Source organism: Denitrobaculum tricleocarpae (assembly GCF_007004665.1).
In the GTDB taxonomy this organism is placed as follows: domain Bacteria; phylum Pseudomonadota; class Alphaproteobacteria; order Kiloniellales; family Kiloniellaceae; genus Denitrobaculum; species Denitrobaculum tricleocarpae.
In genome coordinates this window covers 846,606-867,229 of the sequence record NZ_ML660053.1, presented here as the reverse complement: position 1 = coordinate 867,229, position 20,624 = coordinate 846,606, and the positions used below count along the sequence as shown (strand labels likewise).

The following is a 20,624-nucleotide window of genomic DNA, read 5'->3' as shown; positions in this document are numbered from 1 at the left end:
GGTCTCGTCAGTCGCGCGTCAGTGCCCTATCGATTGCCAACCTCGTCGGGAAGGAAGGCTGCGCGCCCTGTTTCGTGCAGGCCAGAGCCCCCGCGACCGCCGCGCGGCCCATGGCGTTCGCCAGGTCATCGCCCGCATCAAGACCCGCGGCCAGTACACCGGCGAAAGTGTCACCCGCCCCTGTTGTATCAACCGGCGTGACCTGCGGCGAGGAGACCCTGATAACATCTCCACCGCTCTGCGAGGAGGCAGCACCGTCGGCCCCCAGGGTCGCGATTACAGTCACATCCAGGTAACCGGCAAGCGCCTGCACGATCTCTTCGTACCCAACGCCCTCGATACCGTAGTGTCCGGCGAGGTCCGCTGCTTCCGTCTCGTTCACCAGAAGGATCGAGACATCGCTGAAGGCGTCCCGCGCCAGTGGTTGGAAGGGCGCCAGGCTGAGGATCACACATCCCCCGCTGGCCTTGGCCAGACGGGCCGCCGCAAAAGTCTCATGCTCGGAGACTTCCATCTGCAGCATCAGGATCCCGCCCGGAGCGAACGCATCCCTTGGAATCTGTTTTGCCTCGCACCGCAGATTGGCGCCGGGCGAGAGAACGATTGTGTTCTCGGCCGCTTCGTCGACCGTAATCACGGCGACGCCGGTCGTGTCGCCCCGCTCCTCGACAGCGGTCAGGTCAACAGCAGCGGCCCGTAGTTCGGCAAGGGCCTGGCCCGCAAAATCGTCCTGCCCGACAGCGCCGACCAGACGTACCTCCGCCCCCGCCCTGCGGGCTGCGAGGGCCTGGTTCGCGCCTTTGCCACCAGCGAACCGGGTAATATCGGAACCGTGAACCGTCTCACCCGGGCGGGGCAGCTGCACCACCCGCGTAACAAGATCCAGATTGATCGAACCGAATACCGTAATCATCCAAAAACCCTTTTCTCCAAGGCACCGGCCCCACACGCACCGTGAGCGCCGACGAGTCCTGTCGGACAGCCAAGACTGCCCGATCGAAACCTGAAACTCAAAGCGTAGCATTGGCTCCGATGAAGACCCCCGCTTGCGCGTCACAAACCCAACTTGTATACTAGTGCACTAGATTGGTTCACCGCGTTTGCTCCTGGTTTCATGCTTTCTCCCAAAGATTATAGCGTCTCTGCGGACCGCCCGGCGGCGATTCAGATCGTCGAACAGCTGCGGAGCGCCATCGTGCGGCTGGAGCTGCCGCCGGGACAGATGCTGTCGGAGAGCGACCTGGCCGAGAGCTTCGGGGTCAGCCGCACGCCGGTCCGCGAAGCCCTGATCAAACTGGCGCAGCAGGGTTTCATCGAAGTTCGCCCACAGCGGGGCACCTTCATCACCAAGATCCGGCCCAAGGAACTTCTGGAGGCCCGCTTCATCCGGGAGGCCATCGAAACCGCGGCCATCGAGCGGATCTTGGGGCGATTGGACAGCGCGGCGACCCGCGCCTGCGAGGCCACACTTAAAGATCAGAGAGCCGCAGCGGCAGCCAAGGACATCTACGCCTTTCACCTTGCCGACGACGCCTTCCACAGCACGCTGGCGCAGGCCACCGGGTTCGAGCGGCTCAGCGGCATGATTGAAAGTGAGAAGGCCCTGATGGACCGGGTACGCATCCTAAGTCTCAAGACAATGCCGCCATTCAAGCGTTTGATCAGCCAGCACAAAGCCATCCTGGACGCGGTTGTCTCGGGCGACCGGCGGGCCGCCCTCACCCATATGCGCGGGCACCTGCGGGAACTGCTGACCACCCTGCCCCAGGCTTCGCACGACTATCCGCAATTCTTTACCGAAACGATCGAACCCGGCAGCGACTGGGCCGAAACACACTCCGGAGCCTCCTTATGAAAATCGAATCCGCCAAGGTGATCGTCACCTCTCCCGGCAGAAACTTCGTCACCCTCAAAATCGTGACGGAGAGCGGCACCTACGGCATCGGAGACGCCACCCTGAACGGCCGGGAGCTCTCGGTGGCTTCCTACCTGGAAGACCATGTGATTCCCTGCCTGATCGGGCGCGACGCCGGACAGATCGAGGATATCTGGCAATATCTCTACCGGGGCGCTTACTGGCGGCGCGGACCGGTGACCATGTCGGCCATCGCCGCCGTTGATATGGCGCTCTGGGACATCAAGGCCAAGGCTGCCGGCATGCCGCTCTATCAGTTACTCGGCGGGCGCAGCCGCAACGGTGTCCTGGTCTACGGCCACGCCAACGGCAAGGACCTGGAAGGCACCCTGGAGGCGGTCGGGCGCTACATCGAGATGGGCTATAAGGCCATCCGGATTCAATGCGGCGTGCCAGGCAACGCAAGCGTCTACGGCGTCGGCAAGGGCGATCTCTACTACGAACCCGCCGAAAAAGGCCTGCCGCCGGAGGAAGTCTGGTCAACCCCTGACTACCTGCGCTTCATCCCCGGCGTCTTTGAAGCGGTCCGGGAAAAATACGGCGACGCCCCGCTCCTTCTGCACGATTGCCATCACCGCCTGACCCCGATCGAAGCCGCGCGCCTGGGCAAGGATCTTGAACCCTACCGCCTCTTCTGGATCGAGGACGCTACCCCGGCGGAGAATCAGGAAGCCTTCAAGCTGATCCGCCAGCACACCACGACGCCCCTGGCGGTGGGCGAGATCTTCAACACGGTCTGGGACGCCAAGGACCTGATCCAGAATCAGCTGATCGACTACATCCGCGCGACCCTGGTCCATGCCGGCGGCATCACTCACATGCGGACCATCGCCGCGTTGGCCGCGCTCTATCAGGTCCGCACCGGGTTCCACGGCGCCACCGACCTCTCGCCGGTCACCATGGGCGCGGCCCTGCACTTCGACACCTGGGTGCCCAACTTCGGGATCCAGGAATACATGCGCCACACGCCGGAGACCGACGCGGTCTTCCCGCACGATTACAGCTACGCGGACGGCATGCTGCAGGTCGGGGATAAACCGGGTCACGGGGTGGACATCGATGAGGAACTGGCGGCGGAGTATCCCTACGACCGGGCCTACCTGCCGGTGAACCGCCTAGCTGACGGCACGCTTTGGAACTGGTGAGGTTTTGGTTTTTCGCACGGCTGCGAGGAAGGCGTCGAGGCTGTGCTTTGGCGCTGTATCCTTGCGGCGGACGAAATAGGTCGGCAAGTCAGCCAGGCGTTTCGGCAGCGCTTCGACCTCGAGATCTCCGGCAAAGCGTGACGCGGCAATCACAATCTCGGGCAAAAGCGTCACGCCCAGGCCCGCGGCGACGCAGCCCAGAATTCCGTCCAGGGTTCCGAATTCCATAACCCGAAACGGCAATTGTCCCTGGTCACGCAGCCACTCTTCGCTGCGCGCCCGGTAGGAGCAGCCGCGCCGGAAGACGATCAGCTGCTCCGGCGCATCGCTGCGCTGGCTGACCTCGCGGGCGGCCGGGCGGACCAGCACCAGGCGTTCGGCAAAGACCTTCTCGCCGACAAGTTCCTTGTGTGTCTGTTCGCCCGCTACAAAAGCCCCGTCCAGCCGGTAAGCCAGCAGCTCATAGAGCAGCGTCTCGGTCGGACCGGCGGTCACGCGGACTTCCAATTTCGGCTGCTCCTGCTGGAGGCTTTTCAGGATTGGAGGTAAACGGATCGCCGCGGTTGTTTCCATCGCCCCGATCCTGATCAGACCGCCTTCGCCCGCAAAGTCGCGCATCGCCTGCCGGGCCTCCTCTCCCAAACGCTCCAGGCGCCAGGCGTAGCTGCGCAGGATCTCACCCGCCGAGGTCAGCACCATGCCCTTGCCGGTACGGTAAAAGAGCTCGACGCCAAGTTCCCGCTCCAGGTCTTTCAAGCGCGCAGTCACGTTTGACTGTACGGTATTCAGATGGCGCGCCGCGCTGGAGACGCCGCCCGTATCGGCAATTGCCGAGAAGAATTTGAGGTTACGGATATCCATCACTAAAAGCGAACACCATCTGCAACTTTTATCGTTTGTAATGATCACTGGCTTTGATTAGCCTGTCAAGCATGAGCAGGCAAACTCCAGACTCCGGATCCGGTTCCGGCGACGCTTCCCCTTTGGCGCCGAGCCCTGGAGAGTTGCGCCAAGTTGAATTGCAGCCCGGAGCCTCAGCGCCCGTGCTCAAGCCTGCGCTGATCGGTGGGATCTGTACCTTGATCATCGCCATGGGCATCGGACGCTTTGCCTACACTCCGATCCTGCCGGAAATGCAGGGCGCCCTCGGCCTCAGCCACGCGCAGACCGGTTTGCTCGCCTCCCTCAACTACCTCGGCTACCTGATCGGGGCACTGGCCGGCGGTTATGTCACCATGGGACGGACCCGCACCGCCGCTTTCCGCCTCGCGCTGCTGGCCTCGGTCACGACGACCGGCCTGATGGCGGCCAGCGAGTGGTTCGCCTTCTGGGGCTTCTTGCGGCTGGCGTCGGGAGTCATCAGCGGGCTGCTGTTCGTTTTCAGCGCCGACATGGTCATGCGGGTTCTGATGGAAGCAGGCCGGACACGCCTCCTTGGCGTCTACTTCGGCGGTGTCGGAATCGGGATCGCGCTCTCCGGTCTTCTGGTGCCGGCGCTCGCGCATCTGGGCGGCTGGCAGGCCGACTGGATCGGCCTTGGACTGCTGGGCGGACTGCTCGCCGTGCCAGCCGTTCTGTGGCTGCGTGATAACCCCGCGGTGCCGCAAAGCGAAAACGCACCCCCCGGTGCCGGGGCGGAGAAGCAACAAAAACGCTTGCCGCCCGCCGTCATCCTGCCCCTCACACTATTGGGTCTCGCTTATTTCCTGGAAGGTCTGGGCTACGTGGTCAGCGGCACCTTCCTAGTGGCGATCCTACAGGAAAAAGCCAGTGACGCGGTCACCCTGGGCATCTTCGGCGACATCGGGAACCTGACCTGGGTGATGGTCGGACTGGCGGTCGCGCCCTCCTGTCTGATCTGGGCCTGGGCCGCCCAGCGTTGGGGTGAAATCCGCGCTATGATTGCCGCGCACCTGCTGCAGGCCGTCGGCATCGCGCTGCCTTTGTTCTCGACCGCTTTGGTGCCATCCCTGCTCGCGGCCATCCTCTTTGGCGGCACCTTCGTCGGCATCACCCTGTTGGTGGTCGCCTACACCCGCAAGGTCGCCCCGACCGCAACAGCCGTCGCGATCGGCCTGATGACAGGCGCTTTTGGGCTGGGCCAGATTCTGGGCCCTTTGATCGCCGGACTTCTCGCCGAACGCAGCGGATCTTTTGACTCCTCGCTGACGCTGTCGTCGCTTTCCGTGGTCGTCGGGGCCGGGTTGCTTGTGCTTTTGCTCAAAGCAGACCGCGGAAAGACGGCTTAACACTTAGCCAATCTCCAGCTCCCGAACGACCCGGCAGGGATTCCCCACCGCCACCACGTTCGCAGGGATGTCCTTGGTCACGACGCTGCCCGCGCCGATCACTGCATTGTCGCCAATGGTCACGCCTGGGCAGAGGATGGCGCCGCCGCCGACCCAGACGTCGTGGCCGATGGTGATCGGCTGGGCAGACTCCCGGCCGCTGGCGCGTTCAACCGGATCGAAGGCGTGGGTCGCGGTGTAAATCTGGACCGCGGGTCCGAACATGGAGTTGGCACCGACCCGGACATCGGCGCAGTCCAGGATTGCGCAGCCAGCATTGAAATAGACATTCTCGCCCAGGTGCAGATTCACGCCGTAGGCACAGTGAAACGGCATCTCGATGAAAACGCCATCCGCCATAGTACCCAGCAGTTCCTTCAGCACCGGGTTGGGGCCATCGCCCTCCAGAAAGTCCGAACGGTTGAAGTCGCGCAAGAGCTTGCGCGCGCGGTTGCGCATAGCCGAGAGTTCAGGATCCATGTCATAGTAATCCAGACCTGCCGCCATCTTCTCCCGTTCAGTCATTTCGTCGTTCATAAACAAGAACCTTCTCTAGTGCGTGCCGCCGACTGCGGAAAATGAAGACACAGTCGGCGGTGTACATCAATCCTGCATCACGAAACAAATGACGCGATACGACAGAAAGAACTCACCCCAAGTTTTTCTCGGCACCGCATTCGCTGCAGTGCCGGTCGTATTGGGACCGCAGCAGCTTGCCGCAGCTCCAGCAGGGCGGGCCGAGGCAGGACTTCTGGTGGATCAGAATGTGGTGCGCGGAGGTGGTCACACCGCGCAGATCCACACCGGTCAGATCCAGATGCTTTTCGTAGACCGGCGCGAAGAGCTCGGCCTGGGGCACCTGGGCGTCCGGGCCGCCGTGCGCCGCACGGTAGGCCCGGACCTTTTCCAAGGCGGAGCTGCAGGTCCGTTCGATCTCATTGACCTGGGCCTGGGACAGCAGCGGCACCTCAACCCCGCAGATCCCGCAAAACCCCAGGTCTTGATCGCTTACAGCCTCGCTCGCCAAACTTCCTTCACACATATCACCCTCCATCCGGCCGCCCTTCGACGACCGTCCCAAACACGCCTACCGCACCCGTTCTCCGTTGTGGTAGGCCGCCACGACCGCAATCGGTCCCAGCAGATTTCTGTTCAGAGCCTCGAGTTCCTCCGCGGGAACCCAAAGCTCGCGGTGCGCCGAGCCACCGGCTTCATTGGCCTCAAAGGACTCGGCAAAGCCGTCATCGACTTCAAATTCGGTCACGAAACCGACATGATCGTGATCCGGACAGGTCGAGTTCCAATCGCGCGCAATCTTTTCGGCGTAATCAAAACTCAGGACCGGGTAGAAAATCGGCTGCTCCGGCAAACGGGGCGGAAAGCCTTTCATGCCGGCGGCTTCGATCTTCTCGAGTTCGTTCCGTCCCACGGGACGCCACAATTTCATCATTCCGCTCCCTCTTCTCTCTCACTCGTTTTGCAGCGGTTTCGAGCTCTTCTTTTGCGCTCAAATTTTCCGCTGGGCCGCCGGGTCCGGATTGACCCGGCGGCACCGCCTTATCGACTGCAAATGGACGGGGACTTCCATTTGCAGCCCGGTGTCACCCCTTCACGCAGACGACCTGCTTCAAGGTGTGAACCACATCGACCAGATCGGCCTGGGCCGCCATCACTGCGTCGATGTTCTTGTAGGCCTTGGGCGTCTCATCCAAGACACCCCGGTCTTTCCGGCACTCCACCCCTTCCGTCGCATCGCGATGGTCCTGAAGGGTGAACTTCGCCTTGGCCGCCGTCCGGCTCATGGTCCGTCCGGCGCCATGGCTGCAGGAGTGAAAGGACTCCGCGTTGCCTCGTCCCCGGACGATGAAGGACTTCGCACCCATGGATCCCGGAATGATGCCCAACTGTCCTTCGCGGGCCGAAACAGCCCCCTTCCGCGTCAGCCAGACATCCGCACCGAAGTGCCGCTCGCTCGCCACGTAGTTGTGGTGGCAGTTCACGGCCTGCTTCTCCGTGGTGAAGGGCGGCAGCAAGGGGCGGATCGCAACCAGGATCCGCTCCATCATCACCTCCCGGTTCACACGGGCGAAATCCTGTGCCCACATAACCGCTTCCAGGTAATCACCGAAGAGCTCGTCTTCGCCCTCGATGAAGTAGGCCAGGTCACGGTCAGGCAGAGCCTGTCCAAGAACCTTTTTCTCGATCGACTTCCGCGCCTCCTGAATGAAGTAGCTGCCGATCCGGTTGCCCACGCCCCGCGATCCGGAGTGCAACATGATCCAGACCTTGCCCGCTTCATCGAGACAGAGTTCGATGAAATGGTTCCCGGCCCCAAGCGATCCCAGGTGAACCACGGAGTTCGCCCCGGCGATGGCCGGATGCTTGCTCTCGATCCGCTCCAGGCCTTCACCCAAACCGGTCTGCTCGAAGCGTTTGGACACCCGCGAGGGGATCTCGTCCTTCCAACCGCCCTTTTTACCGGTCCCGCCATGGGGCACGGTCCGTTCGATGATCGAACGAATTTTCGCAAGGGAATCAGGCAGTTGCTCGGCCGTCAGGCTGGTACGGACCGCCATCATACCGCAGCCGATGTCGACACCGACGGCGGCGGGAATGATGGCGCCCTTGGTTGCAATCACGCTGCCGACCGTTGCGCCGCGCCCGAAATGGACGTCCGGCATGGCGGCGACATGGCTATGCACGAAGGGAAGGCGCGCGACGTTCGTGAGCTGCTGGCGTGCCGAGTCATCGACCGGCACACCCTTGGTCCACATCTTCACGACGGCGCGTCCCGTCTCAATCACTTCATAGCCACTCATGATCTCTCTCCTCTTCCGCCTGCCTGGCGGATCTTCCGGGCCGCGCCTTTTTTCCGACGACGCAGCCCGGCCCAAAAACAAAAAACCCTCCCGAAGCCTGTGCCTGGGAGGGTGTGTGTCGAAACCGGAGACTGCGTCTAATCTGTTACCGCAGTGTTCTCCCACCCTCCCGCAGGCGCGCAATATCCCATGCAGTGTGCACGAGGCATTTGCCTGCGAACTGCATTTCGGAATTGACGCTTTGGTATAGGGTCGGGGTCATCGGTCTCGTCCAGATTACGGGTTGCTGCACCCGGTGAGGCCACAGCAACTCAACTATCAGGCGAGACGTTGCCTAGGTCAGCGAAAAAAGTCAAGCCGGTTTTTGTCAGGGTACAAATTTTGTTTTCTGAAGCCTGCGCCGGAAAGAGAGTGAGCAAAGAAGTAAGAGCAGTAGAAGGGAGCCTTCACCTGAACCCCTGCGTCATGATGTCGGGTGCGCTCTGACTGCGACAGTCATTGTCATTTCATGGCCCGTGTCTCCGCTGAGTCTTTTCGCACCGGCAAACCGTCGGCGCCGGCCAGACGCGCCTCCATAAAGCTCAGAATGTCAGCCTGCACGGGCGCGATCCAAGTCAGCTGGGGCGCCAATGCACCGACGATCCGAAGGTGGCCGATATCATCGTAGAAGAGATAGTCCGCGCGCCCGCCCATGGCCTGGATCCGCTCCGCGAGGAGCCGGCTGTCGACCGGCTCAACCGTCGTATCTTCCGCCCCGTGCAAGAGCAGAAGCGGCGGCGCGTCCTTTCGTGCGAAGTGCAGTGGCTGTGTCAGTGACGCGGGTTCGACATGGCCGAAGGTCCGGCGGGTTGATCTGTACCGCGCGGGATCGAAATCATAAGGCCCTGCAATGCCGACCACACCAGCCAGCCCATCGGGATCGACCCCGCTCGCCCGAAGCCAGCGCGTTTCCAAAGCCAACATCACCGAGATCCACGCACCCGCAGAGTGCCCGGCGATAAAAGTGCGCTCCGGCACCAGGACACCGAGTTCGGGATGTGCCGCCAGCGCGGCCAAGGCTTCGGCAGAGTCTTCCAGAAATGCGGGATAGCGCACCTGCGGGTAAAGGCGATAGTCGGGAATAGCAACGGCGTAACCGGCAGCGGTGAAAGCGGCCGCGACGAAGCGATAGTCCGCTCTCTCACCGCTGTCCCAGCTCCCGCCGTAGAAGAACACGAGCAGAGCCTTAGGATCGCCGTCTGCCGGAATGTAGATGTCGAGTTTCTGGCGAGGATCGGCTCCGTAGTCGACAGGTTCCAATTGCTTCCAGCTATCCTCGGGAAGCGTTGCGTCAACGAGCGTGAGGGGGGAGCAAGCCTGAAGGAAAAGACAGAAGAGCAGCAGGAGTACTATTCGTTTGAAGCGCCGCAATTGCTCTTCGTCGCGTTTCAATGTCGCCAATCAGTCAACTCCTCGCCAAAGGGATTGAGAATAGAAGCTTTCGGCCAAGCCCTACCACCCGGCATTGCATCACTAAGCGTGCAGCTCGGAACGCTTATCACGCCTATTACAGGAAGATACGTTGCCACGAAGAGATTGGACGCCGCTTACGCAAAAAAAACTAGAGAGAAAAAAATTTCTACCATTAGTTAAATTATTAGAAGAAAAGCATTCATAGGGTGTTTTTATCGCGTAAAAGGAGACAAGCGACAAAGTGGGATTGTGAGCGTTTATGAGATTTAGTGCATAAAACGGTATAAATTTGCATCCTACCTCCGCACAGCCTTGACATCCAAAACCAATAAAGCCTTAATAAAATTAACGGAGCAGATAAGTTACTGAGCTTAATAACAGATACGATTGGTACCAGGGAAAAATAAGCGACGTATAGTAAGAGTGTTTTATTGTACCATTCGTTTCAATATTCGGCGACAGAGAGCTAAACCATCTGCAGTAGAAATAACGGCTTTTTCCAATCATTAAATCAGTGCTTTTTCGAAATCAATTCGAAGGAACAATCAGGTATAGACAGTTAAGCGCCGTTATAAATTTGCGAGCACAATCAGTACTGGTGCTGAGGGTTAAAAACCTTAACTATTGTAGCTGCCTTGCGGATAGATTGCGGTCACAGCGGATACCAGCTGGGGAAAAGAACTGATTTGCTGAGAAAACCGTGAGTTAGAGTTCAGCCGCCTCCTCGCTTTTTTGGAGCCGAAGCTGAGTGATGGTCAATCTGCGCGTAAATGAAAACGGCCGAAACCAATTGCAGTCCCTGGTGCCGGGAATAGGCACAGTATCGATCTGACGTGTCAGTTAAGACAGAAAAAGTCAGATAGTCGGCGAGGTCACAGGATGTGGTATTCGACTAACAAAGCTGAAGCTTCGAAAAACCTGCCGGAGGAAATCGCACACCTTGGTCCGGCAACAGGCTTCTTCCCTGCAAAGCATGGGGAGACTGAATAGTGTATCTTCTAGTCAGTGCCGTGAAGTGGGCATCGATCCTTTTTTTAACGCTTCGTTTGCAGCGTGATATTCGAATGAATGCGCGCATCGGGCGCCGTCAAAGGCAGAGTAAGGACACCGAGTAGCGGCGCTCAGCATTGCACAGGCCTACCCTCAAACGCGTCGCTGTTGATCGCTCTCCGTCCTAGCGTTCCACAAACAGGAAGGTTATGATAACTGGAAAGCGAACGCGCTGTTCGTAAGGCCGCAGATAGACCTGTGCCGAGGCTATAGGTCGTCTTCTGGCGCAACCTGCCTCCAAGCCAAAGCCTATCTCGCAGGCAACAAGCTGCGGACGACTTGAAGGAAGCCCTGATCCGCGGGAAAACAGATAGAGACTCAATGTGAAAATCGGTGAAGCCTCAGAACTCAGCGATCTGCCCGCGAAAACCATTCGCTACTACGAAGAAATCGGACTGGTGCAGTCAGATCGTCTGGACAACGGATATCGGGACTACGGCAAGCAACAGATCCATAAGCTCAGGTTCATTCAAAGATCCCGGAGCCTCGGATTCACCGTCGAGCAATGCCGTACCCTGCTCTCGCTTTACGACGATCCCGACCGCTCCAGTGCCGATGTCCGGGCCCTGGCCGAAAGTCATCTTGAGGAAATCGAGCAGAAGATCCAGGAGTTGGCTGGCATGCGCGACACCCTCTCGCAGCTGGTTAAATCCTGCCAGGGCGATCACCGGCCGGACTGCCCGATTCTGAACGACCTCGCGGGCAGTCAATGAGCCCGTGACCTAGTATCCCGAATCTGAAATTCACTTCATTGAATTTCAGATTCAACGGGACACTATCTCATTGAATCTAGTGTGATTCAGTCTCTAAAATTCGCCGCAGATTATGCGGCGAACTTCAGAAACATCACACTAGGTTGAGCAGCCCCTGACATGCATAGCGGTTCGTCGGCCGGGATTGCGTTCTTACGGCAGGTCGGTGCGTAGCATTAGCTATTTCAGTTCCTGCTGAAGGCTCTCCTCACGCGCACCTCGTTCCTTCATGATCAGCTTGTATGCCGTGTAGTACTTGAAAATGTTGCTGACATACTGAACCGTCTCGCGGCCGATCCTCTTGGCCGCAATCAATTCTACATTGCGGAACCATTTGTTCCGATCCAGGCCGGATGCATCCGCTTCCTTGCGCAACCTGGCGACCTTGGCGGGTCCGGCATTATAGGCCGCCGCCGCGAAGAGCCACTGATCCAAAAGCGCGATGTCATCCGATTTAAAGTAGCGGTCATGCAGAAAATGCAGGTACTTCACACCTGCATGGATGTTCGGCTCCAGCTCTTCGATGTTCGGGATACCGACCACAGGATCGCGCGCCGTGCTGGGCAGGAGCTGCATGACCCCAATAGCGCCCGCCTCGCTTATCTTGCTCTGATCGAAAGCGGATTCCTGATATCCCAGCGCTCCGACGAGCAGCCAATCAAGACCATATTGACCCGAGTATTTCCGGAGAAACCCCACTGCTGTGTTGAACTTCTCAAGCTCGCCCGGATCAAGCGCATTGCTGACAAAGCTGGTGTCCTCCAGGTATCTCTTGAAGAGGATATTGCCCAAGAGCGTGCCCTTCTTGCTTGTTTTGATAAAACGGTTCACGGCCGCTTTGAGCTTTGGGCTGTTCTTTCGAAATGCCCAGGCAATCTCTCCGCCACCCTTGACGACCAGATCCGGATGAAGGCGGATGTCCTCGAAGACCTGAGCCCAGAATTCTGCCTTATGCCGATCGATAATCGCCATCGGGAGCAGGCCGGCATTTACCATCTCCAGAAGATCCGAATCTTCGAGGTTCTCATCCGCATCAATGACTTTAAGCGTCCCGATCCCCTTCGCTTTCAGGCTGTCGTTGAGGTGACGGACGCTGGTTGCATAGCTGCTGGAGGGTCGGACGTGAATGGACTTTCCAGCCAGTCCTTCCAGCTTGCTCGGTGCCGAAACACCGGCGTTCGTGACCAGGATCTCGTCGACATCGGTCAAAAGCGGGTCGGAAAAATCCACTAATGCCCGGCGCTCGGATGTAACGGTCAGGTTTCCGACCGCGATATCGCCGAGGCCGGTCAGCAAGCCTTCGATCAGCCGGTCCCGCCGGACCGGAATAAAGATCACCTGGACCTTCAGCGTCCGCCGTTTCAACTCCTTGTTAATCTGCGCCTCGAAGGCCGTCACCATTTCGTAGGCGAGCCCGAGCTGCCGCCCGCGATCGATAAAGTAGTAGGTTTTGTTGTAGGGAATCAGAACGCGAATGCGATTGCGTTCGACCATCCCGTCGAAGTCACCGGTCCAGGTTTTCAGAAGGGCCCTCTCGTCGGCGGTTAGGGGCTTCGGATCGGCGGCATTCTCTGCGAAAACCTTGGCCGGCATTGCGAGCGCAATGAGCAGACAGGCTAGCAGGAAGATCTGAAGGGTCTTCAGCCTGAACGCCGGATCATCTTGGGAACGACGGATCTTTTTCCACAACACGTCTCAGATCCTCTGTTGAGTCCTGTACAAAAAGTCATCGAACCTATCAGACTCTAACGCACTTCGCCTTTGAAAATCGGCAAGTTACAAACCAGGAAGCGTTTGATCTCACCCTTCAGGCCGAGCGGCAGGATCAATCGGTGCCAATGGCTGACCGTAATCGCGGGCGGCGCTTCGTGAATTGTATAGACCGGGCAGCGCAAACGCTGCGCGGCGATATAGCAGGCCGCGAAGAAGGTTTGTATCGTTGTGGTGGATTCGAGCTCCCACACGCCCCGTCCGGTCATATCGAAGCCGGAAACCGCGGCGATACGGGAGCCATAAAGCGCATAGCGGAAGTCTTCGTTCTCTTCGTCGATGTCGATCAGGATGAGGTACCCAAGCGCCGACCTGACATCTTCCGGCGTGATCTTAACGATATCCGGCACCCCATCGACCTTCGGCAGTCGCGACCAGAACTGCAGCACCGATCGAAGCTGCTCTGCCGGCAAGCTCTCAGGCTCAGGATTACACGCGAGAAAAAGGTCTTCGATCGAGAGACCGAGATATTGCGACGGCGATTGTTCAATAGTCCCGGAGAGGTAGGTTACGATCTTCTCCGAGAGATCTCTGGCCTCCGCACGACTCATTAAAGTTCCCCAAGATGCCCCCACCAAACCGCCTCCTGCCGCCAACACGCACGATTGAGTCAAAAGGCGCGACGACAAATGCAAACGAGGAAAGGAGTCCATTGTCCCTATCTTGTAGCGTAACACGCTTGCCGGTGTTTGCGGGTCACGGATTGCATTGCCGCCGAGTGCGTGGACGCGGCGCTCACTACAGTCAGATCATCTCTTATTCAGAAAGCGAAAATCGCGCGCAAACTTACCCAAAACCGGAGTTTGAACGCAAAAACGGCGGCTGTCTCGATGACAGCCGCCGCTCAGTGGCAGATAGAAGCGCTCGCGTTGGGGCTGCGCGGATCAGGCCGCCCGGTCCTGATTCATCTCAGGTTCCGGTAGAAACGAAGCGATTTCGTTACGGAACGCTTCCCAGCCCTCAAATGCAATGTGCAGCCCCCGCTCCGACGTGCCCACAACCTTCGCTGTTATCGCCATCGGCATCTTATCAATTTTCAAGGTCAGACTCTCGCCCTGGCAATAGATGCCATCGGTTTCAATGCGCGCACCGCCAAGCGAGAGATCACAAATCCGCCCGTGAGCATTCACACCATCACATTCAATGGCGACCGGCCAATCGCCCTCGAATCTGGGGTGCTGGCGCCGGTTTCCTTCCGGGGTCTCCCGAAAGGTCTTCATCATCTCCTCGGGTTCGCCGGCTTCATTGGCTCCTTCACGCACCTCCTCAACAAAGGAGGTCACTTCCGCGCGGAGAACATTTGAGGACTCCATCAGACCCTGGGCACGCTCCAGGACCAGTTCAGCCGAGTTTCCGGTTTCCCGAACCACATCCTGAACCTCGACAATACTGGTCGAGACGCTCTGAGTGCCCTGAGCGGTGGTCGCGACGTTCGACGCGATTTCACGGGTCGCCGCGCCCTGCTGCTGAACCGTGCCGGAAATTGTCGAGACGATGTCATCCATCTGCCCGACGATTTCGCCAATCCCGCGGATCGCGGCAACGGCTTCATCCGTGACACCCTGGATCTGACCGATCTGATCCGAAATCTCATGGGTCGCATTCGCAGTCTGACCGGCAAGGCTCTTAACCTCGTTTGCAACGACCGCAAAACCCTTCCCGGCTTCACCGGCGCGGGCCGCCTCGATCGTGGCGTTGAGGGCCAGAAGATTGGTTTGTTCGGTGATATCCGAAATCATGCTGACCACCGCACCGATCTTTTTGGCCGCTTCGTCGAGCCCCTGAACCGTCGCATTGGTCCGCTCGATCTGTTTGACGGCCCGTCCCGAAATCTCTGACGACTGCACGACCTGGCGATCGATTTCATCAACGGAGCTTGAGAGCTCCTCGGTGGCCGTGGCAACGGTCTGAACGCCGCTTGTCATGGATTCCGACGCCTTGACCACGCTGTCCGAACGGTTGCCGGCCAATGCCGCATTGTCGGACATGGTTTGCGCCGTCGATTGCAGCTCCGACGCCGAACCGGATACGTTTTCGACAACCCGCGTGACACGCTTTTCGAAATCGGCCAGCAGGCGGTTGATCGCTTCCGCCTTTTCGATTTCGGCCCGGACTTTGATTTCACCCTGCTCACGCTCCATGCGCTTCACAGCAATGAGCTTCTCCCGGAACACCTGGATCGCCTTGGCAATCGCGCCGATCTCGTCATTGGATTTGACCTGAAGGTCCGCCGAAGTATCGCCAGCGGTCAGAGCGCCCAGCACCTTCACGGTCTTGCGCAGAGGCCGAACGATGGTCTGATTGAGCCCGAAGATAATGACCAGAACCAACAACAGACCCAGGCCCATGGCCACAAGGGTAATAACCTGAACCTGTCCGACTTTCTCTTCCGCAGCCAATTGGTACTCGAAGCCCTCGGCGGCCGTCGCTTCGACCAGGTCCGACAGACCGGTTTGGATCTGTCCGGCAAGTTCAGGATCCTGGATAAAGGCCTCGCTCTCACCGTCCAGGAAGGCCTGATTCTCCTCTTGCCATCTTTCGCCCAGTAACGTGACCTCGTCCACCATCGCGCGGGTCTCTTCGGACAGTGCGCGCTCGCTGGCAATCTCGAGGTTATCCAGGAAGTTTTCGAAGTGTTCGGCGATCAGTTCGATCTGTTCGCTTTGATCGACCGCTTCGGCTGCGGTGTCCGCTCCGGCGACCGGCTCTGACTCCGGAACGGCTTTGGCCTGAACTTGGGTTTGGGTTTGGGTCTGCTGCGGCGCCACCGCCTTTGCGGCAGCCCCAAGAAGCCGCTGACGTTCACTTAATGCATCCGGTCGGACCCGTAACCGCTCGATCAGGTTCGCCTCGATGCCCGCGGCCTGAAACAGCAGGCGCTGCCGCTCACTTAAGCTTTCTGCCTGCGGCCCTGCCGCGACCAGGACTTGCGGTTCCGGGGGAGTTTGCGGCACCGAAATCGGCTGCGGTGCGGATTGCGACACCGGCTCCTGGCGTGGCGGCTGCAGGCGCGCGACCGTCGAATCGATCATGGCGAAGTCGGTTGCGGCGGCACGGGCAAAATTGATCGCCATCAGGGGTTTGTTGTACATCTCCATGGCCAGGTTGCCCAAACCCGTGACCGAGTAGAGGGCGTAGCTGCCCAGCGCGGCGGTCATCAGCATAACCAGGAAAAAACACAAAAATAGCTTGTATACGAGTGACATGCCCCCACCTCTCTCATCTACGCCGGCCGCTCTCACTTCACGACGACGGTCACCTTCATTTTCGGGTGGATGCCGCAACGGACTTTGAACTTTCCGTTCTTGTCAAAAAGCACGTCGATCTTTTCGCCCGGCTTCTGGATACCGCTGCTGACATCCATCTTCTTTATGACGATGTTGTGCTTGACCTTGTCATCGTTGACAAAGGTAATGCTGTCACCGACGGCAACCTCCATCTTCTTGGTCGAAAAGGCCTTTTCCGCCTGGGAAATGACGTGACTGGTCGAGGCAAAGGCCGAGATGGCGCCAAGACCGCCGACCGCGACAAGTGCCGCGGCACCAGTGCTTGCTTTGAACCCAAAATACTTCATGCTGCACTCCAATAACTGTTTTTTTTCGAGCACGATCCTTACTCTTGAGCCCTGATCTCAAGAGCCATCATGCTCCATAACCCGCAATCAATTCGGCAGTACGGGAATTTCGACCGGGTCGTCTTCGCTGGACAGGCTCTCGAGAAACGCGATCAGGTCGTCTTTCTCGGCGGCTGAGAGCTCGAAGGGTTTGATGTCGTCGGACAGGCTAGGGCGTTCGGCGAAACCCGCGGCGTAATGGTCGATGACCTCGCTGAGGTTTGCCAGAGAACCATTGTGCATATAAGGCGCGCGTTCAACGATGTTGCGCAGCCCCGGCGTTTTGAAAGCATGCTTGAACTCGGGCATGTCGTTCATTTCCGCGGCACGACCGACGTCGTCGGTATCCAGGCCGATATCATGGAAGCTGTCATCGGTCATGTTCCAGCCGGAATGACAGGCCACGCAGTTGGCCTTGGTGTTGTAGATGACAAAGCCTCTTTTTGCGCTCTCGCTGATCGCGGTCTCATCGCCGTCGACCCAGTGGTCGAATGGCGCGCGGTTTGAAACAATGGTGCGCTCGTAAGTGGCAATCGCCTGCCCGATGGTCTCTTCAGAAATTTCCTGGTCCGGGAACGCGGCGGCGAACAACTCCCTATAACCTTCGATTGCCTGCAATTCCGCAATCAGTTCATCGAGAGGTTGGGCCATCTCCACATCCGCCTGAATCGGACCGAGCGCCTGTTCCTCGAGAGAGTCCATGCGTCCATCCCACATGAATATCTCTCCCCAGGCGAGGTTCAGAACAGTCGGCGTGTGCCGACCGAGCCGGTTCATGCCATGACCGGCACCCGTGGGTTGACCGTCTTCCCAGCCGAAACTGGGATTGTGGCAGGACGCGCAGGACAGAAGGTTGGAGCCCGACAGACGCGGGTCGAAGAAGAGCATCTTCCCCAGTTCGGCTTTTTCGACCGAATAGGGGTTTTCTTCAGGAAAAGGAATAGCGGTCGGTCTGACGTTGAGTTCAATCATCTTCTGAAGCTCGGCAGGGTCAACACCTGCAACAGTCCGCGTGGCGATCTGCTCCGCCGCTACCGCCGGTATTGCTGCGGCAAAAACTCCGCCGGCGATCAAGGAACGCCAAGAAATATCCAGTAAATTCATTTTTCAGACTGCTGAAGCAGCCCCCCATAGCTCGTTTTCGGTTCTTATGACGGCCTAAATTGAGCACGCCCCTGAATGTGAAAAACATGCACATCAAGTGGCTAAAGATTAGGCAACCGGATTAAAAATTATTTAAGGAGAGAAGAGCGCAGGAAAAAAATACTTCCCACCAAGGCGAGAAACTTAAAGGAAACTGCAGAGCCGAAAGGACCTGCAGAATCAATGAAAAGAAATATCTATATTTACTTGTTTTGATTATGTTTTACCGGAAAATATTTGACCGGAATGAGAAAGACAGGAATTACTTTGAGTAAGCAAAGCGCGACACCTGTGTTGTCGATGCTCTAACTGACATATGCAACTAAAGACGAATTTTTTCGTATCACCGCAGTCAGTTCTCACAACTAAAAATGGTTTGCTCAAATTGTAGCACGTATCCATTCACGCGAGTATCAAGCCCAGAACAACATCATCTAAATAGAAAACGGGCGGCTAACCCTCTCAATGTACCGCCGCCCGTTTTTTTTGCCAATGGACGCTAAGCGACTTCAACACCGCTTTCCGAGAACGGCAGAGTGAAGATTCGCTTGCCTATCGCCGCATGGATCGCGTTCGCCACCGCCGGTGCCACCGGCGGCGTGCCGGGCTCACCTACGCCCGTAGGCGCTTCGGTCGAATTGACGATATGGACTTCGATCTCAGGCATTTCCGAGATACGCAGCGGATCGTAAACCGGGAAGTTATCCTGCTCGACCTCACCGCCATCCAGGGTCACGGCATTGCGGATCGCCGTTCCAAGTCCGTACACGATCCCGCTTTCCATCTGCGCGACGACCACATCGGGATTGATAACGAGCCCGCAGTCCACAGCGCAGACAATGCGTTTGACCTTGATGGAGCCATCGTCTTCCCGTGCCACCTCCGCGACCTGAGCCACATAGGAATTAAAGGACTCATGGACGGCGACACCGCGCGCCCAGCCTTCCGGCAGATCGCTGCCCCAGTTCGCCTTCTCGGCGGCAAGCTGAAGCACTCCGGTATGGCGCGGGTGGTTCTTCATCTGCTTAAGCCGGTATTCGACGGGATCCTGCCCCGCCGCCTCCGCCAGCATGTCGATGATCACTTCGGTCGAATAGCCGGTGTGGGTATGACCAACCGCCCGCCACCAGAGAACGGGGATCCCGACCTTCGGCGAATGAAGATCGACCGTGATGTTGGGTACGTCGTACCCCAGGTTCTGGGCTCCCTCGACCGAGGTAGCGTCGATACCGTCCTTGACCAGGAAGCCCTCGAAGGGCGTGCCGGCAAGGATCGACTGACCAACGATGCGCTGGTGCCAGGCCGAGGGCTGTCCCTGATCATCGATTCCCGCCTCCACGTGATGAAGGTTGAGCGGGCGGTAGAACCCTCCTTTGATGTCGTCTTCACGCGTCCAGACCAGATGCACCGGCGACCGGCCGTCGATAGCTTTGGCCGCCATCGCGGCTTCGCCCACATAATCGGCATTCGGTGTCGCCCGGCGTCCGAAGCTGCCACCGGCATAGACCGTGTGGATCTTCACCTGTTCCGGCTTTAGTCCCAGGATCGTCGCGGTCACGCCCTGCTCCATGCTCGGGAATTGAGAGCCCGTCCAGACTTCGGCACTCTGGCCGTCAACCCGTATCACGCAGTTCAAGGGCTCCATGGGTGCGTGGGCAAGATAGGGGAAGCGGAAGGTTCCGCTGACCTTTTTACTGGCCTGCGCCAGCGCCGTACCGACATCGCCATCCTGCCGGGCAACGGCGCCAGGCTGTTTGGCGAGCGCTTCATATTCCGCGAAGATCTCTTCGCTGCCCCGGGTCTCGGCTGCGCTCTCATCCCACTCGATGCTCAAGGCATCCCTGCCCTTGATTGCCGCCCAGGTGTTGCTGGCATAGACGACAACAGCGCTATCGATCGACTTGACGTCAACAACGCCGCGCACCTTCATGGCCTCGGTCGCGTCGAAAGAAGCAACCTTGCCGCCAAACCTGGGCGGACGCTGCAGCACGGCGGTGACCATGTCTGGGATTCTGACATCCATGGCAAAGATCGCCTCACCGTTTGTCTTGGCCGCCGTATCCTTGCGCGGAATGCGTTTGCCGATCAGCGTGAACTGCGACGGATCCTTCAATTGAGGTTCCGCAACGGCCTCCAATCCGGACGCATGTTCGACCATTTCGCCGAAGCTCGCGGACTGACCGCTCGCATCGTGGAACAGGCGGCCCTTTTCGGCCCTGACCTCCGATGCAGGAACCTTCCAGGCCCCGGCCGCCGCCCGGACCAGGATATCCCGCGCCGCCGCACCGGCCTGCCGGTACTGCATGAAGGAATTGGCGATCGCCGAGCTGCCGCCGGTTCCCTGAGCTTCGCCCCAGTGCAGGTTGTTGTAGACTTTGGCGTCCGCGGGCGCCCATTCGACCGCCACCTGATCCCAGTCCGCATCCAGTTCTTCCGCGACCAGCGTGGGCAAACCTGTCGTCGTGCCCTGCCCCATCTCGAAGTGCTTGGCCACGACCGTAACCACATTGTCAGGCGTGATCTTGACGAAGGGATTGTGAACCATCTTCGCGTCGCCGGCCGCCAGAGGTTCGGAGGTCGGGCGGAAACCGACCACCAGAGCCGCCGCCGTACCGGTTGCGCCGAGCAGGAAACCGCGGCGGGACGTCCGGCTCTCTCTCATAAGGTGTTTCAACAT

Annotated in this window: 17 protein-coding genes; 4 read left to right on the top strand and 13 right to left on the bottom strand. The window is 58.9% G+C overall.

The annotated features are described in order from the left end of the window. Positions 1-7: 7 nt before the first annotated feature. Positions 8-913 carry a ribokinase gene (locus FKG95_RS08890; RefSeq protein ID WP_179953999.1) on the bottom strand — a complete coding sequence of 302 codons (906 nt, stop codon included), beginning with the start codon at positions 911-913 and terminating at the stop codon, positions 8-10. A gap of 201 nt (positions 914-1,114) precedes the next feature. Between FKG95_RS08890 and FKG95_RS08885 the strand changes: the two genes are divergently transcribed. Further along, complete coding sequence (locus tag FKG95_RS08885) at positions 1,115-1,855, top strand: GntR family transcriptional regulator (RefSeq protein WP_142895951.1); 741 nt, start codon at positions 1,115-1,117, stop codon at positions 1,853-1,855. Further along, a complete protein-coding gene (gene manD / locus FKG95_RS08880) occupies positions 1,852-3,060 on the top strand; it encodes a D-mannonate dehydratase ManD (protein ID WP_142895950.1) in 1,209 nt (402 codons plus the stop codon). The genes FKG95_RS08885 and manD overlap by 4 nt, the downstream gene beginning before the upstream one ends. On the opposite strand, the gene FKG95_RS08875 is transcribed toward manD, so the two are convergent. Next, positions 3,031-3,921 carry a LysR family transcriptional regulator gene (locus FKG95_RS08875; RefSeq protein ID WP_142895949.1) on the bottom strand — a complete coding sequence of 297 codons (891 nt, stop codon included), beginning with the start codon at positions 3,919-3,921 and terminating at the stop codon, positions 3,031-3,033. The two genes, manD and FKG95_RS08875, sit on opposite strands and share 30 nt — an antisense overlap. 182 nt (positions 3,922-4,103) lie before the next feature. On the opposite strand from FKG95_RS08875, the gene FKG95_RS08870 reads away from it, so the two are divergent. After that, positions 4,104-5,309: a YbfB/YjiJ family MFS transporter gene (locus FKG95_RS08870; RefSeq protein WP_179953998.1), complete on the top strand. Its 1,206-nt coding sequence runs from the start codon at positions 4,104-4,106 to the stop codon at positions 5,307-5,309. A gap of 3 nt (positions 5,310-5,312) precedes the next feature. Here the strand turns inward: FKG95_RS08870 and FKG95_RS08865 are convergent, their stop codons facing one another. From FKG95_RS08865 to FKG95_RS08845, 5 genes are all read right to left on the bottom strand, one after another. Next, positions 5,313-5,885, bottom strand: a complete 573-nt coding sequence (locus tag FKG95_RS08865; protein ID WP_246116721.1) for a sugar O-acetyltransferase — start codon at positions 5,883-5,885, stop codon at positions 5,313-5,315. Positions 5,886-5,997: 112 nt separating this feature from the next. Then, entirely contained in the window at positions 5,998-6,390 is a 393-nt protein-coding gene (locus tag FKG95_RS08860) for a hypothetical protein (RefSeq protein ID WP_142895947.1), read from the bottom strand. 45 nt (positions 6,391-6,435) lie between these two features. Next, positions 6,436-6,798: a hypothetical protein gene (locus tag FKG95_RS08855; RefSeq protein WP_218940120.1), complete on the bottom strand. Its 363-nt coding sequence runs from the start codon at positions 6,796-6,798 to the stop codon at positions 6,436-6,438. A 151-nt stretch (positions 6,799-6,949) separates the two neighbouring features. Then, positions 6,950-8,167, bottom strand: a complete 1,218-nt coding sequence (locus tag FKG95_RS08850; protein WP_142895946.1) for an RtcB family protein — start codon at positions 8,165-8,167, stop codon at positions 6,950-6,952. A 501-nt stretch (positions 8,168-8,668) separates the two neighbouring features. Beyond that, entirely contained in the window at positions 8,669-9,607 is a 939-nt protein-coding gene (locus tag FKG95_RS08845) for an alpha/beta hydrolase (protein WP_142895945.1), read from the bottom strand. Positions 9,608-10,992: 1,385 nt separating this feature from the next. On the opposite strand from FKG95_RS08845, the gene cueR reads away from it, so the two are divergent. Continuing rightward, complete coding sequence (gene cueR, locus FKG95_RS08840; protein WP_142895944.1) at positions 10,993-11,382, top strand: Cu(I)-responsive transcriptional regulator; 390 nt, start codon at positions 10,993-10,995, stop codon at positions 11,380-11,382. A gap of 219 nt (positions 11,383-11,601) precedes the next feature. On the opposite strand, the gene FKG95_RS08835 is transcribed toward cueR, so the two are convergent. The 6 genes from FKG95_RS08835 to FKG95_RS08810 form a co-directional block, all read right to left on the bottom strand. Beyond that, entirely contained in the window at positions 11,602-13,113 is a 1,512-nt protein-coding gene (locus FKG95_RS08835; protein ID WP_142895943.1) for an MltF family protein, read from the bottom strand. Between the two features lie 53 nt (positions 13,114-13,166). Beyond that, complete coding sequence (locus FKG95_RS08830) at positions 13,167-13,742, bottom strand: PAS domain-containing protein (RefSeq protein ID WP_179953997.1); 576 nt, start codon at positions 13,740-13,742, stop codon at positions 13,167-13,169. A 333-nt stretch (positions 13,743-14,075) separates the two neighbouring features. Further along, positions 14,076-16,397 (bottom strand): methyl-accepting chemotaxis protein, encoded by a 2,322-nt coding sequence (locus tag FKG95_RS08825; protein WP_142895941.1) that lies wholly within the window; start codon positions 16,395-16,397, stop codon positions 14,076-14,078. Positions 16,398-16,429: 32 nt separating this feature from the next. Next, a complete protein-coding gene (locus FKG95_RS08820; RefSeq protein ID WP_142895940.1) occupies positions 16,430-16,765 on the bottom strand; it encodes a cupredoxin domain-containing protein in 336 nt (111 codons plus the stop codon). A gap of 87 nt (positions 16,766-16,852) precedes the next feature. Next, on the bottom strand, positions 16,853-17,908 hold the full coding sequence (locus FKG95_RS08815; RefSeq protein WP_142895939.1) for a cytochrome-c peroxidase: 1,056 nt from the start codon (positions 17,906-17,908) through the stop codon (positions 16,853-16,855). Between the two features lie 538 nt (positions 17,909-18,446). Next, on the bottom strand, positions 18,447-20,624 hold the full coding sequence (locus FKG95_RS08810) for a xanthine dehydrogenase family protein molybdopterin-binding subunit (RefSeq protein ID WP_142895938.1): 2,178 nt from the start codon (positions 20,622-20,624) through the stop codon (positions 18,447-18,449).

Coding starts and splice junctions, on each gene's coding strand:
- FKG95_RS08875 (WP_142895949.1), bottom strand. CDS start 3,921: ATGGATATCCGTAACCTCAAATTCTTCTCGGCAATTGCCGATACGGGC.
- manD (WP_142895950.1), top strand. CDS start 1,852: ATGAAAATCGAATCCGCCAAGGTGATCGTCACCTCTCCCGGCAGAAAC.
- FKG95_RS08810 (WP_142895938.1), bottom strand. CDS start 20,624: ATGTTGAAACACCTTATGAGAGAGAGCCGGACGTCCCGCCGCGGTTTC.
- FKG95_RS08815 (WP_142895939.1), bottom strand. CDS start 17,908: ATGAATTTACTGGATATTTCTTGGCGTTCCTTGATCGCCGGCGGAGTT.
- FKG95_RS08855 (WP_218940120.1), bottom strand. CDS start 6,798: ATGATGAAATTGTGGCGTCCCGTGGGACGGAACGAACTCGAGAAGATC.
- FKG95_RS08865 (WP_246116721.1), bottom strand. CDS start 5,885: ATGAACGACGAAATGACTGAACGGGAGAAGATGGCGGCAGGTCTGGAT.
- FKG95_RS08820 (WP_142895940.1), bottom strand. CDS start 16,765: ATGAAGTATTTTGGGTTCAAAGCAAGCACTGGTGCCGCGGCACTTGTC.
- FKG95_RS08885 (WP_142895951.1), top strand. CDS start 1,115: ATGCTTTCTCCCAAAGATTATAGCGTCTCTGCGGACCGCCCGGCGGCG.
- FKG95_RS08825 (WP_142895941.1), bottom strand. CDS start 16,397: ATGTCACTCGTATACAAGCTATTTTTGTGTTTTTTCCTGGTTATGCTG.
- FKG95_RS08890 (WP_179953999.1), bottom strand. CDS start 913: ATGATTACGGTATTCGGTTCGATCAATCTGGATCTTGTTACGCGGGTG.
- FKG95_RS08860 (WP_142895947.1), bottom strand. CDS start 6,390: ATGTGTGAAGGAAGTTTGGCGAGCGAGGCTGTAAGCGATCAAGACCTG.
- FKG95_RS08850 (WP_142895946.1), bottom strand. CDS start 8,167: ATGAGTGGCTATGAAGTGATTGAGACGGGACGCGCCGTCGTGAAGATG.
- FKG95_RS08830 (WP_179953997.1), bottom strand. CDS start 13,742: ATGAGTCGTGCGGAGGCCAGAGATCTCTCGGAGAAGATCGTAACCTAC.